Source organism: Ornithinibacillus californiensis (genome assembly GCF_001038485.1).
In the GTDB taxonomy this organism is placed as follows: domain Bacteria; phylum Bacillota; class Bacilli; order Bacillales; family Amphibacillaceae; genus Ornithinibacillus; species Ornithinibacillus californiensis.
Window position 1 is genome coordinate 25,919 of the sequence record NZ_LDUE01000015.1, and the last position, 15,664, is coordinate 41,582.

15 protein-coding genes are annotated in these 15,664 nt (G+C 37.7%); 7 read left to right on the forward strand and 8 right to left on the reverse strand.

Annotated features, from left to right (window positions below; all coding sequences use genetic code 11):
* Window positions 1-20: 20 nt before the first annotated feature.
* The 8 genes from TE34_RS03425 to dnaA form a co-directional block, all read right to left on the reverse strand.
* Complete coding sequence (locus TE34_RS03425; protein WP_047983432.1) at window positions 21-1,121, reverse strand: HD-GYP domain-containing protein; 1,101 nt, start codon at window positions 1,119-1,121, stop codon at window positions 21-23.
* Between the two features lie 429 nt (window positions 1,122-1,550).
* Window positions 1,551-4,073, reverse strand: coding sequence for a DNA gyrase subunit A (gyrA, locus tag TE34_RS03430; protein WP_047983433.1), 2,523 nt, complete (start codon window positions 4,071-4,073; stop codon window positions 1,551-1,553).
* Between the two features lie 108 nt (window positions 4,074-4,181).
* Window positions 4,182-6,107, reverse strand: a complete 1,926-nt coding sequence (gene gyrB / locus TE34_RS03435; protein ID WP_047983434.1) for a DNA topoisomerase (ATP-hydrolyzing) subunit B — start codon at window positions 6,105-6,107, stop codon at window positions 4,182-4,184.
* A gap of 19 nt (window positions 6,108-6,126) precedes the next feature.
* Window positions 6,127-6,405, reverse strand: a complete 279-nt coding sequence (gene remB, locus TE34_RS03440; protein WP_047983435.1) for an extracellular matrix regulator RemB — start codon at window positions 6,403-6,405, stop codon at window positions 6,127-6,129.
* A 247-nt stretch (window positions 6,406-6,652) separates the two neighbouring features.
* Complete coding sequence (gene recF, locus TE34_RS03445) at window positions 6,653-7,765, reverse strand: DNA replication/repair protein RecF (protein ID WP_047983436.1); 1,113 nt, start codon at window positions 7,763-7,765, stop codon at window positions 6,653-6,655.
* Between the two features lie 20 nt (window positions 7,766-7,785).
* Complete coding sequence (gene yaaA / locus TE34_RS03450; RefSeq protein WP_047983437.1) at window positions 7,786-8,007, reverse strand: S4 domain-containing protein YaaA; 222 nt, start codon at window positions 8,005-8,007, stop codon at window positions 7,786-7,788.
* 594 nt (window positions 8,008-8,601) lie between these two features.
* Window positions 8,602-9,738 carry a DNA polymerase III subunit beta gene (gene dnaN, locus TE34_RS03455; protein ID WP_047983438.1) on the reverse strand — a complete coding sequence of 379 codons (1,137 nt, stop codon included), beginning with the start codon at window positions 9,736-9,738 and terminating at the stop codon, window positions 8,602-8,604.
* A gap of 189 nt (window positions 9,739-9,927) precedes the next feature.
* Window positions 9,928-11,268, reverse strand: coding sequence for a chromosomal replication initiator protein DnaA (gene dnaA / locus TE34_RS03460; RefSeq protein ID WP_047983439.1), 1,341 nt, complete (start codon window positions 11,266-11,268; stop codon window positions 9,928-9,930).
* An 871-nt stretch (window positions 11,269-12,139) separates the two neighbouring features.
* Here dnaA and rpmH point away from each other — a divergent pair.
* From rpmH to TE34_RS03495, 7 genes are all read left to right on the forward strand, one after another.
* On the forward strand, window positions 12,140-12,274 hold the full coding sequence (rpmH, locus tag TE34_RS03465; protein ID WP_035724279.1) for a 50S ribosomal protein L34: 135 nt from the start codon (window positions 12,140-12,142) through the stop codon (window positions 12,272-12,274).
* Between the two features lie 173 nt (window positions 12,275-12,447).
* Entirely contained in the window at window positions 12,448-12,789 is a 342-nt protein-coding gene (rnpA, locus tag TE34_RS03470; RefSeq protein ID WP_047983440.1) for a ribonuclease P protein component, read from the forward strand.
* Window positions 12,790-12,907: 118 nt separating this feature from the next.
* Complete coding sequence (spoIIIJ, locus tag TE34_RS03475) at window positions 12,908-13,681, forward strand: YidC family membrane integrase SpoIIIJ (protein ID WP_201777668.1); 774 nt, start codon at window positions 12,908-12,910, stop codon at window positions 13,679-13,681.
* Window positions 13,678-14,292 carry an RNA-binding cell elongation regulator Jag/EloR gene (jag, locus tag TE34_RS03480; RefSeq protein ID WP_047983442.1) on the forward strand — a complete coding sequence of 205 codons (615 nt, stop codon included), beginning with the start codon at window positions 13,678-13,680 and terminating at the stop codon, window positions 14,290-14,292. Before spoIIIJ ends, jag begins: the two co-directional genes overlap by 4 nt.
* A 102-nt stretch (window positions 14,293-14,394) precedes the next feature.
* The gene (locus TE34_RS03485; RefSeq protein ID WP_047983443.1) at window positions 14,395-14,646 is read left to right on the forward strand and encodes a hypothetical protein; all 252 of its coding nucleotides are present in this window, start codon (window positions 14,395-14,397) and stop codon (window positions 14,644-14,646) included.
* A gap of 15 nt (window positions 14,647-14,661) precedes the next feature.
* Window positions 14,662-14,880: a YozQ family protein gene (locus TE34_RS03490; RefSeq protein ID WP_047983506.1), complete on the forward strand. Its 219-nt coding sequence runs from the start codon at window positions 14,662-14,664 to the stop codon at window positions 14,878-14,880.
* A 126-nt stretch (window positions 14,881-15,006) separates the two neighbouring features.
* Window positions 15,007-15,636 carry a hypothetical protein gene (locus TE34_RS03495; RefSeq protein WP_047983444.1) on the forward strand — a complete coding sequence of 210 codons (630 nt, stop codon included), beginning with the start codon at window positions 15,007-15,009 and terminating at the stop codon, window positions 15,634-15,636.
* Window positions 15,637-15,664: the final 28 nt, after the last annotated feature.

The following is a 15,664-nucleotide window of genomic DNA, read 5'->3' on the forward strand; positions in this document are numbered from 1 at the left end:
GTAATTAGGGGACTGTCCCTCTATATTATTTCATCGATATGGAGATTATGATGGTTAGATAACGTAATAATCTCACCATTATCTAGCCTTACGATTGGTCTAGTCGGTTGCTTCTGATCAATAAAAACAATTTCACCAACTTGATTCGAGGATAGAAGTACTTTAGTGCCAATAGAGAAATTCGCAATGGCATCGATAAATACTTGTACAACTCTTGGATCGAGCTTGCTGAACTGTTCCTTTTGAAGCTCTTCAATCACCTGGAATGGAGATTGCTTTTTACGATACATTCGCTCACTAGTCATCGCATGGTAAATATCACAAACAGAGATAATTCTAGCAAATCCATGGATCTTTTCCTGTGACAATCCTAATGGATAGCCGCTTCCATCAAATCGTTCATGGTGCTGGAGTACAGCTAATTTTACGGTATATGGAATCGAGGGAATGTTTTCCACCATTCGATAGGAGTAAGTTGGATGATTCCTTATTTCTAGTTTTTCCTCATTCGTTAGTGTGCCTTCTTTTTTAAATGCAAAGGAACCTAACCTTGCCATACCCGCATCACTTAATAGCCCAGCTAAACCAATTTGATACCATTCCCCTTTTTGATGTCCCATTTTCTTACCTAAATAAGCACTAAGAATAGAGACAGAGACACTATGATGGTAGAAGTAATCAACTTTGTTCGCATACCGGTGAAGCGTATAGACTGCTGAACCGATATCATCCATTCGATCAATTAACGGTAAGATGAGGTTACGAACAGCAAGTATATCGATAGGAAGATTATTTCTCCATGTTTCAAATAGCTTTTTGTATTCGGTAACGACATGATAGTAATGATCTTTAAAGGGTAAATCTGATAAAACAAGGTTCGATTCTACATGAGGGGTTTCTGTCTTCTCTTTTTCTTTTGCTTCGACAGATTTGGGCTTAAACTGCTCACCATCATTTAGTTTTTCGGATACATCTACTTGTTCGATTAAAAATTTATGTAAAAAGGTGATGTGTTTTTCTGTTAATACGGTCTTTTGTGGGATGATTGGTCGATTTGTTTTTCCTTTGACGTCACGTAGGAGAACACAACCAGGAACTAATTGAGATGGTGAAACACGCATGTTATTCCCTCCCTTTGATGAATAAGGTGACAAAGTAATGAAACCGGGACTAATACGAACCTATTTTTACTGCGTAATACCCGCTCTGGAAATATACTGCGCTTTTACTTCCAGCACAGGGGCGACATCTGCTCGAAAAGACCTCGCAGTGTCTGCCTTGCCGCGGGCGGCTGGTGAGCCAGGCTACTACTTGAGTAACCTTCTTTGCAGCCTTGCACCGAGGAAGCCTGCTTCGAAGCGATGCTTGCAGACGCAGGTGCATCACCGGGGTCTCACCGATGCCTTTTTTCCCGCAGGAGTCTCCGTATATTTCCAGAGCTAGTTAGCGCATCAATCGTCTTTGAGATAAAGACATTATTTTTCCCAGTCTCACTGCCCTGTCAGTTGTACCTTGATTTAAACTCTTCACCCTTCTAAACCTACTGGTACTTATTCATCTTCTGTTTCTATTTCTGTAGCTTCGTTTTGCTCTTCTTGATTTAGATTTTCTGTATCTACTTCTGTATCTGTTTCTTCTTCTTCGTCTCGTTCGATTTTTGCGACGGTTGCTACTTCTTCGCCTTCTTGTAGGCGTATTAGGCGGACGCCTCGTGTGTTTCTTCCAGTTTGTGAGATGCCTTCTACTGGAATTCGGATTAAGACGCCTGCTGCTGTGATAAGCATAATATCTTCATCACCAGTAACAGCTTTTACAGAGACAATTTCTCCTGTTTCTTCTGAAAGTTTGGCAGTGAAGATCCCTTTACCACCACGGTTTGTAATGCGGTATTGATCTTCTGGCGTACGTTTACCGATACCTTTATTTGTAACATGAAGAATCTGTAATCCTTCTTCAAGGATCTCCATTGATACCACTTCATCATCGTCACGTAGGGAAATACCGCGTACACCTGCTGCCGTTCTTCCCATTAATCGTACTTGGTCCTCAGGGAAACGAATTAAATAACCATGTTTCGTTGCAATCATAATATGCTTCGTTCCATCCGTTAGACGAACAGAAATTAACTCATCATCTTCGCGTAATCCTAGGGCGATTAATCCACCTTTACGGATATTGGCAAATTGCGATAGACTTGTACGTTTCGTGATACCATGGCTCGTTGTAAAGACGAAGTTCCAGTCTTCACTAAATTCGCTGACAGAGATAACTGCATTAATCCACTCGCCTTTTTCAATTTGAAGAAGATTAATTATTGGAAGCCCTTTTGCAGTACGGCTAAATTCTGGAATCTCATACCCCTTCACCTTGTACACTTTCCCTTTATTCGTAAAGAAGAGAATGGTGTCATGGGTGGATGTGGATACTAAATGTTCTACAAAGTCATCCTCATTGGTACCCATACCTTGAATACCACGTCCACCTCGTTTTTGAACACGGTATGTAGAAGATGGAAGACGTTTGATATAGCCTTTATGTGTTAGTGTAATTACGATATTTTCTTCTGGAATTAAGTCTTCATCCTCGAAGAAGTCAGCTCCGCCTACGGTAATCTCCGTACGACGTTTATCACCATATTTTTCTTTGATTTCGATTAACTCTGTACGAATGATTTCTAGTACCTTTTCTTCATTAGCTAGAACTGATTTTAATTCTTCGATAAGCTTTTGTAATTCATTGTATTCATTTTCAATTTTTTCACGCTCTAAGCCTGTTAAACGTTGCAGTCGCATATCTAAGATAGCTTGTGCTTGTTTTTCAGACAAGTTGAAGCGTGTCATTAATCCTTCACGCGCAACATCCGCTGTCTTTGAACCACGAATTAATGCAATAACTTCATCAAGATGATCTAGTGCAATCCGTAGACCTTCTAGAATATGTGCTCTTGCTTCCGCTTTTCTTAATTCGAATTCCGTACGGCGTCTAATGATTACCTTTTGATGCTCGAGATAATGATAAAGACATTCTTTAATATTTAGTACCTTTGGTATGCCGTTAACAAGTGCTAACGTATTCACACCAAAAGTGGTTTGTAATGATGTAAATTTATATAAATTATTTAGTAAAACATTCGCATTCACGTCACGACGTAATTCCATAACAATACGCATACCATTACGGTCTGATTCATCACGTAAATCCGTGATACCTTCAATACGCTTATCACGAACAAGCTCGGCAATCTTTTCAATCAACTTCGCCTTGTTCACTTGATATGGAAGCTCTGTTACGAGAATGGTTGATTTACCATTGCTTTGTTCTTCAATCTCTACTTTTGCTCGAACCGTAACAGAGCCTTTACCAGTTTCATATGCTCTACGTATACCGCTTCGTCCTAGAATAAGACCAGCTGTTGGAAAATCTGGACCTGGTAAATAGTTTTCCATGATATCATCGATTGTAATTTCTGGATTTTTACTTAAAGCAAGTACTGCATCAATGGTTTCCCCTAGGTTATGTGGGGGTATATTGGTTGCCATACCTACCGCAATCCCAGAAGCCCCGTTCACTAAAAGGTTAGGGAATCGAGCAGGGAATACTACTGGTTCTCTTTCTGAGCCATCGTAGTTATCTTGATAGTCAATGGTATCTTTATTAATATCACGGAGTAATTCCATGGAAAGCTTAGACATTCTAGCTTCTGTGTAACGCATCGCCGCAGCAGAGTCACCATCTACTGATCCGAAGTTTCCATGACCATCTACTAACGGATTACGATAACTAAATGGTTGTGCCATACGTACCATTGCTTCATAAACTGCTGAGTCACCGTGTGGGTGATACTTACCAATAACTTCCCCAACGATACGGGCAGATTTTTTATATGCTTTATCGGAATGCATACCTAAATCATTCATTGCATATAATATTCTTCGATGTACAGGCTTCATTCCGTCTCTGACATCTGGTAATGCACGAGAGACGATTACACTCATCGCATAGTCTAAAAAGGAAGTACGTACTTCCTGGCTTATATTAATTTCTTGTACACTTTGACGTTCCTGATCCGCCATAGATTTTAAACCTCCTGATAATGTCTAAAGGCAGCCTATACGACTACCAGACATTTACGAAAAGCGACATCACGCTTTTCTGTTATTTATTCCATTTTCGTTCGATGTTTAGATATCTAGATTCTTCACGTATTGCGCATTTTCTTCAATGAATTGGCGACGAGGTTCAACCTTGTCCCCCATTAACATATCAAAAACTTGATCAGCTTCAATAGCATCATTTAATCCCACTTGAAGCAATGTTCGATTATCTGGATCCATGGTTGTTTCCCAGAGCTGTTCCGCGTTCATTTCCCCAAGACCTTTATAGCGCTGTAGGCCAGGTTTAGGTACTTCCGGTAACTCTGCTAAAACTTTATCAAGTCCTTTGTCATCATATACATAGTGAACCACTTTACCTTGTTGCACCTTATAAAGAGGTGGTTGTGCAATGTAAATATAACCATGTTCAAGTAATGGACGCATAAAACGATAAAAGAACGTTAATAGTAAGGTACGAATATGTGCACCATCGACGTCGGCATCTGTCATGATAACAATCTTATGATATCTAGCTTTTGAAATATCAAAGTCAGCACCAATACCAGTACCCATCGCCGTAATCATCGAGCGTACTTCATTATTCGATAAGATACGGTCTAGACGTGCCTTCTCTACGTTAAGAATTTTACCTCTTAATGGTAAAATCGCTTGGAAATGTCTATCTCTACCTTGTTTTGCAGAACCACCCGCAGAGTCACCCTCTACGATGTATAGTTCACTGATTGTTGCATCTTTAGAGGAACAGTCAGCAAGCTTACCAGGTAGGTTAGAGATTTCTAAAGCACTCTTTCTACGTGTTAGATCACGAGCCTTTTTAGCAGCAGCTCGAGCACGAGAGGCCATTAACCCTTTTTCAACAATAGTTTTACCTATTGAAGGATTTTCGTATAAGAATTTAGAAAACATTTCACTAAATACAGAATCCGTAATTGCACGAACTTCACTATTACCTAGCTTCGTTTTCGTTTGTCCTTCAAATTGTGGATCTGGATGCTTAACGGAAACGATTGCTGTAATTCCTTCACGTACATCGTCACCAGTTAAATTCGTTTCATTTTCCTTCATCAGGTTACTTTTACGTGCATAATCATTAATAACACGAGTTAAACCGGTCTTAAAACCAGACTCATGTGTTCCACCTTCATACGTATGAATGTTGTTCGCAAACGAGTAGATGCTACTATTGAATCCTTCGTTATATTGAATCGCTACTTCAACAATGATTCCTTGATCATCGCCTTCTGCATAGAAAGATTCGTGCAATACTTCCTTATTGCGGTTAATAAATTCTACATATTCCTTAATTCCACCTTCGTAGTGGAATGATTGTGGCTCTTCACCTGTACGTTTATCCTCAATGGAAATACGAATCCCTTTATTTAAAAATGCTAGTTCGCGAACACGTTGAACAAGTATGTCTAATTCATACTCAGTTGTTTCTGTGAAGATTTCTGGATCTGGCGTAAAGTGAACTGTTGTACCTGTACGATTTGTTTCACCAATAACCTCTAATTCTTTTACTTTCGCACCACGTGCAAATCCAATATGATGCACTTTGCCATCACGGTGAACATAGACATCTAAATTAGTAGAAAGGGCGTTAACTACAGAAGCACCTACACCATGTAGACCCCCAGATACTTTGTATCCGCCACCGCCGAATTTACCTCCAGCATGCAAGACAGTCATAATAACTTCTACTGCAGGTAAACCAGTTTTCTTTTGGATATCGACAGGAATTCCACGGCCGTTATCTTTAACTGTAATACTATTATCTTCTTCAATGATTACTTGAATATGGTCACAGTGACCAGCAAGTGCTTCGTCAATACTGTTATCTACGATTTCCCACACTAAGTGGTGTAATCCCTTAGAACTGGTAGATCCAATATACATACCAGGTCGTTTTCGTACCGCTTCTAAACCTTCTAATACTTGTATCTGATCGGCATTATATGATTCTTCTGTTCTTACGTTTTCTTCCATTGCCATTTTTCCACCTACATTCTAATTATTCAAGATTTAGTTCATTTGAATAATCATCAAGTCTACTTATCGTCGACATGATACTGGCCCGTTTTTTTAGTGTTGCAACAGACAGTGTGCTTAAATATAACTGATTATTCGTTATTACTACTGATTTGGTATCTTCTTTAGGTCCTATGATTTTATCTTTGTTTGCTGTCATCATTTCCTCCATGATGGAGGAGGACGAAATGATATTATAGTCGATGATTGAAATAATATCTTTTGACCGGATGACGTTGCTGTTACCTATATGAATGAACAAATTGTATCCCCCACCATGTCACATAAAATATATTAGACTGTTTTTTTGTTTTCTCTCCTAGTCCGCAGCCAGTATACACTTCGCTTTCCGCGGGTGGCTGGTGAGCCTCCTCGTGCTAACGCACTGCGGGGTCTCACCGATGCCATTCCTCCCGCAGGAGTCTTCGTGTATACTGGCTGCTCCGTGGAAATTCCTGTGATCTACATCTCTTACAAAGAGACATTTTCTAGGAGAACAGCCCATTTATTTAATAGGTGACTTTTCCATTATGAACTTTGAAAATATCTGCTTTTTCTAAGGTTTCATGATGAATTCCATCTACGCTTGTTGTGGAGACAAAGGTTTGTACTTTGCCTTGAATGGTATTTAAAAGATGTGATTGTCTGAAATCATCTAGTTCGCTTAACACGTCATCGAGTAGGAGAATGGGATATTCGCCTACTTCACTGTATATGAGATCTATTTCAGCAAGCTTTAAAGACAATGCGGTTGTCCGCTGCTGACCTTGTGAACCATACGTTTGAACATTTTTACCATTGACATAGAAAATAATGTCGTCCCGATGTGGTCCAGATAGTGTTGTACCTCGCTCAATCTCTTTTTCTATAATTTGATTGAATTTTTCTTGATAACTACTTTCTATTTTTTCCTTAGTTGCACTTTCTAATACTTCCACAGATGGGGAATATACAATCTCTAGCTCTTCTAACTCATGACTGATGCCATGATGAATCGGATTGGCCCACTTTCTGAGTAAATCTAGAAAGGCAAAACGGCGTTCTAAAATTGTGCTCGCATGTTCAATTAACTGCTCCGTAAGCACTCCAAGCATCACTCGGTCCATGTTTCGGTTTTTTTGCATTTGCTTAAGCAGATGGTTTCGTTGTTTTAATACTTTTTGAAACTGACCGAGATGATAGATATATCGAGGTTGAATTTGCCCTAATTCCATGTCGATAAATCTTCGTCGAATTTGTGGAGGTCCTTTGACTAACGTCAGGTCTTCTGGAGCAAACATGACCACATTTAAATTTCCAATATAATCACTTAATTTTCTTTGTTCTAAGTGGTTAAGCTTTGCTTTTTTCCCTTTTGCAGATATTACAATTTCTAGTGGTATTGACTGATTTCGTTTTTTAACTCTACCCTCTATTTTAGCATAATCTTCGTCCCAACGGATTAATTCTTTTTCTTTTGACGTACGGTGGGATTTTGTGAATGCAAGGAGGTAGATTGCTTCCATCAGATTAGTTTTCCCTTGAGCATTTTCACCAATGATCACATTTACTTTATTCGCAAACGTCATCTCCAAATCTTGGTAGTTACGGTAATTTGTTAATTTTAATTCTTCAATATGCATGTAAATTCCTCATTTAGGAACTAATCTTTTTTAACAACAATAAAAGATCCAGCACCCTCAATTTCAACAACATCGTCTGGGTAAAGCTTTCTTCCACGACGGTGTTCTAATTCGCCATTAACGACTGCACCTTGTTCTTGTAAGAATGCTTTTACCATGCCACCTGATTCTAGAATATTGATCAGTTTGATGAATTGGCCTAGCGTGATGTATTCGGTATTGATTTCGATCGGGTTATGCAATGTAATCACCAGCTTTTTGTCGTTTATTTGAAATAATCGCTTATTACTATTTTACTAAAGTTTTCCCATTAAGGAAAGGTAATACCCCTAAATTGGTTTTAAATCGTTTGTATGGGGGTGTAAATGCTTTTTATGGGTATGAAAAAAGACTTTTATCATTAATCCAAGTGATAAAAGTCTTTTTTGCTTTCTGGCCAGAACCGCGGTCTGAATACACTACGCTTTCCACGGGGTGAACGGTGAGCCTCCTCGGACTTCGTCCTGCGGGGTCTCACCCTGTCCACTTCTCCCGTAGGAGTCTCCGTGTCTTCAGACCGCTAAGTGTAAGAATTGAATTATATTATTTTATTTTTGTAGTTAATAATTAATAATCTATAAATCCTATTTTAAAAGAAATACTTATTGGGGCAACCCTCAGAGCAGCCAGTATACACGGAGACTCCTGCGGGAGAAAAGGCATCGGTGAGACCCCGCAGTGCGTTAGCACGAGGAGGCTCACCAGCCGCCCGCGGAAAGCGGAGTGTATACTGGCTGCGGTTATGGTAAGAAAGCTATTCTTACGTTAAAAGTATCAGTAAAAATACATTAAAAATCTTAATAAGTTCGTACAGGTAGAATCAACTGTAGCATGGATGGGTCGTTTTCTGGGCGGATGATGAATGGTCTCATGGCGCCGGTGAAGTCGATTTTTACTGCGTCTACATCCATTACTTTTAATGCATCTAGCATGTATTTGGAGCTGAATGAGATTTTTAGTTCTTCTCCTTCGATGGATTGTACCGTTAATTCTTCGGATACATGTCCTACCTCTGGTGAATTACTTGTAATCTCGACAACGTTTTGATCCATCGTTGTTAATTTAACAACATTATTACGTTCTTCTCTAGCTAGTAGGGATGCACGATCGATACTGCTGATTAGATCTCTTGTTTTTACATGAAGCACTGTTTTACTTTGTTCTGGGATTAACCTAGAAGTTTCAGGGTAATTACCATCAAGAATTCTAGATAAGAAGTTTAAATGTTTCGTACGGAAAAGGATTTGGTTGTTCGTCACACTAATTTCAACCGTTTCTTCCGTATCATCCAATATTTTATTTAACTCATTCAAGCTTTTACCTGGAACGACAATGCTTTGGAATTGTACATTGGTTGCATTTACTGGAACTTCTCTAGAAGCTAAGCGGTGACTATCTGTTGCCGTAAATGATAGTTTGCTATCCGCTAATGTTAAGTTAACCCCTGTTAAGATTGGGCGAGTTTCCATAGAAGAAACAGCGAATACCGTTTGTTTAATTAAGCTTTTTAGAATATCTGTTGGTAACTCAAAGCTATCATCCGTTTGTAGCTTCGGTAATTGTGGATACTCATCCGCATCCTGACCGTTTAGGTTAAATTCTGCTTTTCCTGAACGGATCGTTACTTGTAAGTTTTCATCTGCTTCGATTTCTACATGTTGTTCTGGTAATTTACGTACAATGTCAGGAAAATACTTTGCATGTAAAACAATACTACCTTCTTCAATATTTTCTACGTTTACCATTCCTTCTTCTTCCGCTGGAATATAAGATTCAATTGAAATATCGGAATCACTACCAGTTAATGTAATCCCGTGTGGTTTCGCTTCGATTTTCATTCCAGTAAGAATTGGAATTGCTGTTCTTGAAGATATTGCTTTCATTACATCTTGTACACTATCAATTAATTGATCACGCTGAATCGTAAATTTCATGAAAAAATCCTCCAATGGAAGTTCTATATATTTATTATTTTTATAAAGAATTTATAGTAATAATAGTAATAGGGGCTGTGAATATGTGGATAAGCCCTTCAACCCCAGAAAGTATATAGTTATCCACATGTGCATAATCTGTTCGTAAGTTTGCACCTATTATCCCCGTTATTAACAGGTGGATAACGTTTAAAGAGATTGTAGCTGTTGTTTAATTTCATCAATTTCTCTAGCAAAAAGTGAGTCACTTTCAATCATACCTGCAATTTTTTCGTGGGCATGGATGACTGTAGTATGGTCACGGCCACCAAATTCCTCCCCGATTTTTGGCAATGAAAAATCAGTTAATTCCCTTGATAAATACATGGCGATTTGTCGTGGGAAGGCAATGGACTTGGTACGTTTTTTAGCTAGGAAGTCATCTTTTTTAATTTGATATTTTTCACCAACGACCTCCATGATTGCTGGTATCGTAATGACACGCGGTTTGCTATTCGGAATAATATCTTTTAACGCATCAGCAGCTAGTGACGCATCGATATCTTGATTAACAAGTGATGAATACGCAACAACACGAATTAATGCACCTTCTAGTTCACGAATATTCGTATCAATTTGATTCGCAATATAAAGCATGACCTCATTTGGTATATCCAGGCCTTCTGCTTTTGCTTTCTTAGTTAGAATTGCAATCCGCGTTTCTAAATCTGGAGGAGTAATATCAGTAATTAATCCCCACTCAAAACGCGAACGAAGTCGATCTTCCAACGTAGGTATTTCCTTCGGTGGGCGATCACTCGAGATAATAATTTGTTTATTTTCCTCATGAAGTGCATTAAATGTATGGAAAAACTCTTCCTGCGTTGATTCCTTGCCAGCAATAAACTGAATATCATCTATTAATAGAACATCAACACTTCGGTATTTATTACGGAAGTTCGTTGTTTTATTTTCCATAATGGCATCGATAAATTCATTGGTGAATTTTTCGGAAGAAAGATAAACGACTTTCGCATTTTTGTTATGTTCTAGCACGTAATGGCCAATCGCATGCATTAAGTGTGTTTTACCTAATCCAACTCCACCATATATAAATAGGGGATTATATGCTTTTGCCGGAGCTTCTGCTACCGCAAGTGATGCGGCATGTGCAAAACGGTTTCCCGATCCAATAACAAACGTATCAAATGTATACTTTGGATTAAGCATCGTTTTTCCATCATGTGTCTCATTTATCGTTGGCTTCGGTTTTGGCTTTGGTTTTATATCTTCTTCAATGACAGTATCTAAAACAATCAGTTTCAAATTCAGCTTGGATCCTGTAACTTCTAATAATACTTTTTGAATTAACTGGGAGTATTGTTCTTCTAACCAATCTCTTGCAAATTCATTTGGCGCTGAAATAGTTAGTGTATTACCTTCCAACGTCTCAGCCTTCGTATCTTTTAGCCAGGTATCAAAGCTTGGTTTACTTATTTTTTCCTCTATCTTTTCAAGAGTGGCCCTCCATAAATCATGGATGTTTTCCAACTCATTCCCCCCCTTCAAGTTACGATAATAGATTTGCCAAAATAAGAATAAAAAACCTCTCTCTATCTTTATTGCATATTTTTATAAGTCGCTTCATAAAGATGGAAAGGTAAGTAATCTATTATTTTTTTAGTAAAACTATAGAAAATAGTTAAGTACTGCTGTGGATAGTTTCAAGTATATCTAATAGGTATTGAAAAGAGTTATTCGCAGATGTAAACTATTTGTGGATAAGGTTAAAAACATATTGTGAATAATTGTCCACAGGATATCCACAAATTGTGTATAAGTTTTTATATAGAGATACTTATTAACATGTTAAAACACAATAATGATACCAAAAAAAGTCTAGTTCTGCAACGGTTTTTCGACACTTATCCACAATATCCATCTATTGTAGACAATTTTTATTCACACCACCATATTTTGTGATTATCTTGTCGACAAATACTGTGGATATGAAAAATGTGCGGAAAAACGATGAACAGGGTATGTGGATAATTAAATTTAAGGAATCTAAATGGATTTTTTCTTTGTTAGAAAAGCTAACATGAAGGAAATTATTGTCTGTAGAAATTCTGTGTGGAAAAAGTTATAATTTCTCATGAGTTGTAAAAAGTGTGATCAAGAAGGTTTTTTATGAAGGAATGAAAATAGCTGCGTAGTAGATAGAAAAGATATTATAACTTTTTCTTAAATCGAAAGTTGACGTTGCGTACTTTTTTCAGTATAATTACATGGAATGTCTTATGGATGATATTTTTGGCAGGTAGAAAAGCCTGTAACTTAGGAAAAAACGAACCCATTCGCTATTATGATGAATGTGAGGTTTTTCTAAAGAAACTAGATCCCTCGGGGAGGTGCAACATAAATGAAAAGAACGTTTCAACCAAATAACCGTAAACGTAAAAAGGTACATGGTTTCCGCGCACGTATGAGCACAAAAAACGGCCGTAAAGTTTTAGCTCGTCGTCGTCAAAAAGGAAGAAAAGTATTATCTGCATAGGCCACTGAAAAATCAGTGGTCTTTTTTCACGCAAGAAATAGAAATGTGTGAGGAAAAACCATAATTTATATAGAATAAACTTTAAAGCAGTGGTTCAAAATGGATAAAAGGCCCACCTGCTTTTTTTACATAATGTAACTTCGGGAATCAGGGCTTTTGTTAGGTGATGAAAAATGAAGAAAGAGTATCGTGTAAAGGACAATGAAGATTTTCAAGCTATCTTTAAAAAAGGTAAGTCCTTTGCGAATAGGCAATTAGTTATTTATTATATGAAGAAAGAAAATCAGGAACATTTTCGAATTGGTTTATCGGTTGGTAAAAAAATAGGGAATGCGGTTGTTCGAAATAGAATTAAACGCTATTTACGTCAAGCATTTCATGAACTCGAAGATGGTATCCTGCCTAATTATGATATGATAATAATTGCTAGACAACCAACGAAAGATCTTGGCTTTTTTGACATTAAGAAAAGCTTAACGCACTTATTGTCGAAGGAAAAGCTGTTGAAAAGATAAAGAACGTTAAGATTAGAATAGAATCTAGTGCTTGTTTATTGTAAAATATGTTTTATACGGGCATGACTAGGTTTTAATAGGAACGTGATTTTTTGTATGGACTAGTTAGGAGGAGCAGATGTTGCGTAAGAAGTTATTATTTATAGCATTACTAATAGGATTGGTTGTGTTCCTGTCAGGTTGTACGGAGATTGAACAGCCAATCACATCAGAGAGTGAAGGTATCTGGAATACATATTTCGTTTATCCTTTATCATGGTTAATTATGTACTTTGCCGATTTATTTAATGAGAATTATGGATTATCGATTATTATAGTGACCGTAATCATTCGTACGGCATTACTACCACTAAATATTAAACAATTAAGAAGTTCCAAAGCAATGCAAGATATTCAACCAGAATTAAAAGAGCTACAGGCAAAATATAGCTCAAAGGACGCAAATACACAGCAGAAATTACAGCAAGAAACTATGGCTTTATTCCAAAAGCATGGGGTTAACCCACTTGCTGGATGTTTACCAATTTTCGTTCAAATGCCGATTTTATTAGGAATTTATCACGCGATTATGCGTACACAAGCAATTGATGGTCACTCATTCCTATGGTTCCCGCTAGATGAGAAGGACTTCATTCTTCCATTTATCGCTGGGATTACAACATGGTTACAGCAGAAGTTAATGATGGCAGGTAGTCCTGCAGCAAATAACCCACAAATGACAGTAATGCTTTACATGATGCCAATTATGATCACTGTGTTTGCATTCATGTTCCCAGCTGCACTTGCACTTTACTGGGTAATTGGTAACTTATTTATGATTGCACAAACCATTTTCATTCGTAAGCCTATGATGAAGGATAAGGATGCGAAAACTGGGGGAGACAAAAAGTGAGAGAAGTAACTGCTACTGGACAAACAGTTGATGAAGCGGTCCAATCAGCTTTAGAGCAGTTAAACACATCGAGGGACCAGGTTCAGGTCGATATTATTGATGAAGGCAAAAAAGGAATTCTAGGTATCTTTGGAGCTAAACGCGCGATCGTGAAAGTACGGTTAGCTAACAATCCAATCCAAGAAGCTGAAAAGTTTGTAAAAAACGTCGTTAACAAAATGAATGTTGAAGCAGAAGTAACTACTACTGTTGAGAATAATCATATAACATTTGATTTAACTGGCGAAAAAATTGCACTTCTAATTGGAAAACGTGGCCAAACCTTAAATGCACTGCAATATTTAACCCATTTAGTGGTTAACAAAGAAGGTAACCAGTATTACACGGTTACGCTTGATGCAGAAGGTTATCGTGGCCGTCGTAAAGAAACACTGGAAGGATTGGCATTACGAATGGCAGACAAAGCAAAACGCATTAATAAAAAAGTTGCGCTAGAGCCAATGCCAGCCTATGAACGTAAAATCATACACAGTGTCTTACAAGATAAAAAAGACATCTCAACATACTCTGATGGCGTAGAACCACATCGCCATGTAGTCATTAAGCCGTAATTTGAAAGACCTCTGGAGGTAATCCAGGGGTCTTTTTTGTATGTTTTCAACAATCGGTTCCATACTAACTAATAATGCTTTTACTTAAAAGGAGAATGACATGTGGAACCATTTAATGGAGCGGTTTTTCAAGGCGAGATTGAAGAGAATAGCTTTTATTTAACGCAGGTGAAAAATATCTCCACAGCGTCATCTTTATCCTTGGACAAGCTAGTAAAAATGGCTACTTATTTAGATGAACAGACGGATTCTTGTTATATTACTGTAAATGATCAGATCCCGATACTGTTGCGTGAGGCTGATATGAATCAGTTAAAAAAGGATCTGGAGGCTATTTTAGGGCTAATCCATTAAGGAAGGAAGATTGTGTTGAGTAAAGATAAAAAAGAGCTTGAAAATGCGAAGGAAGTAGCAGAGAAGAATTATGATGTTTCAGGATATAAAAGTAGTAATGAAGTAGAAAAAGGTTTGGCGATAACACACGAACAAGCGACAGATGCCTATACAGAGGGAACTGTGGAAGCAAAGATTGATCAGTTAGATGAGCAGGGTGAGTTGAAGAGTTATCATGGTGGAGATTTAGATTAGATGATAGTGACTACAAATTGGAGTGATTTCCGTTTGTAGTCTTTTTTTATATCATTTAATTGACTGAATAGTTATGATACGATGGAAAAGTATAACGTATTCACTCGGGGAAAGTAGGGACTTTTCATGAAAAAGTATAGCAAAAGGATAATAGCCGTCATACTAATTGTTTCGCTGATATGTAATATCTATTTGTTTGTTAAAGTAACGGATTATAAAGAAAGGCAGCAACAGGATTATGAATCAAGTGTTAATCATTTTTATGGTCACTTCTGGAAAATGCAGTATCGGTTAGATCATATTCTAGCGGAGAGGAATAAAGCAGAACCAGACTTAATTAGTATTTCAGCAAATGTATACAGTCTTAAACAGGAAATATGGCACGCGGATGAGAAACTCGCTTATATGGAGAAATACAGTCCATATGGGGAAGATTACGAGTTGTACGCCATACCTAATGATTTATTTCTCATGTACTTCAGTTACCGTTTAACTCACGTAGAATCTGCACTTTCGGATAGAAATGTAGAGGAATTGTTTCAGGCAACAGAGGAAATATATAATGAATATTCCATCGTACGGGACGTCCTTCCAAGCTTGGATACGGAATTCCTAGAGCTAACAGAAAAAGAACAAATGGCTAATTGGGTGGAGATTGTAAATCGGTTACCAGAGTCTGAGGAATTAGAGATGCTAAAGGATCTTACTAGTTTTGATCGGTTAGTGAAAGAAGCATTTGGAGAAGAATTGAATTAGATTACATAATAGAAAGGAACTTCAATCG

What these genes read in the sequence shown, in the direction of transcription:
- TE34_RS03425 (WP_047983432.1), bottom strand. Translation starts at nt 1,121, where the DNA reads ATGCGTGTTTCACCATCTCAATTAGTTCCTGGTTGTGTTCTCCTACGT.
- gyrA (WP_047983433.1), bottom strand. Translation starts at nt 4,073, where the DNA reads ATGGCGGATCAGGAACGTCAAAGTGTACAAGAAATTAATATAAGCCAG.
- gyrB (WP_047983434.1), bottom strand. Translation starts at nt 6,107, where the DNA reads ATGGCAATGGAAGAAAACGTAAGAACAGAAGAATCATATAATGCCGAT.
- recF (WP_047983436.1), bottom strand. Translation starts at nt 7,765, where the DNA reads ATGCATATTGAAGAATTAAAATTAACAAATTACCGTAACTACCAAGAT.
- dnaN (WP_047983438.1), bottom strand. Translation starts at nt 9,738, where the DNA reads ATGAAATTTACGATTCAGCGTGATCAATTAATTGATAGTGTACAAGAT.
- rpmH (WP_035724279.1), top strand. Translation starts at nt 12,140, where the DNA reads ATGAAAAGAACGTTTCAACCAAATAACCGTAAACGTAAAAAGGTACAT.
- rnpA (WP_047983440.1), top strand. Translation starts at nt 12,448, where the DNA reads ATGAAGAAAGAGTATCGTGTAAAGGACAATGAAGATTTTCAAGCTATC.
- spoIIIJ (WP_201777668.1), top strand. Translation starts at nt 12,908, where the DNA reads ATGTTGCGTAAGAAGTTATTATTTATAGCATTACTAATAGGATTGGTT.
- TE34_RS03495 (WP_047983444.1), top strand. Translation starts at nt 15,007, where the DNA reads ATGAAAAAGTATAGCAAAAGGATAATAGCCGTCATACTAATTGTTTCG.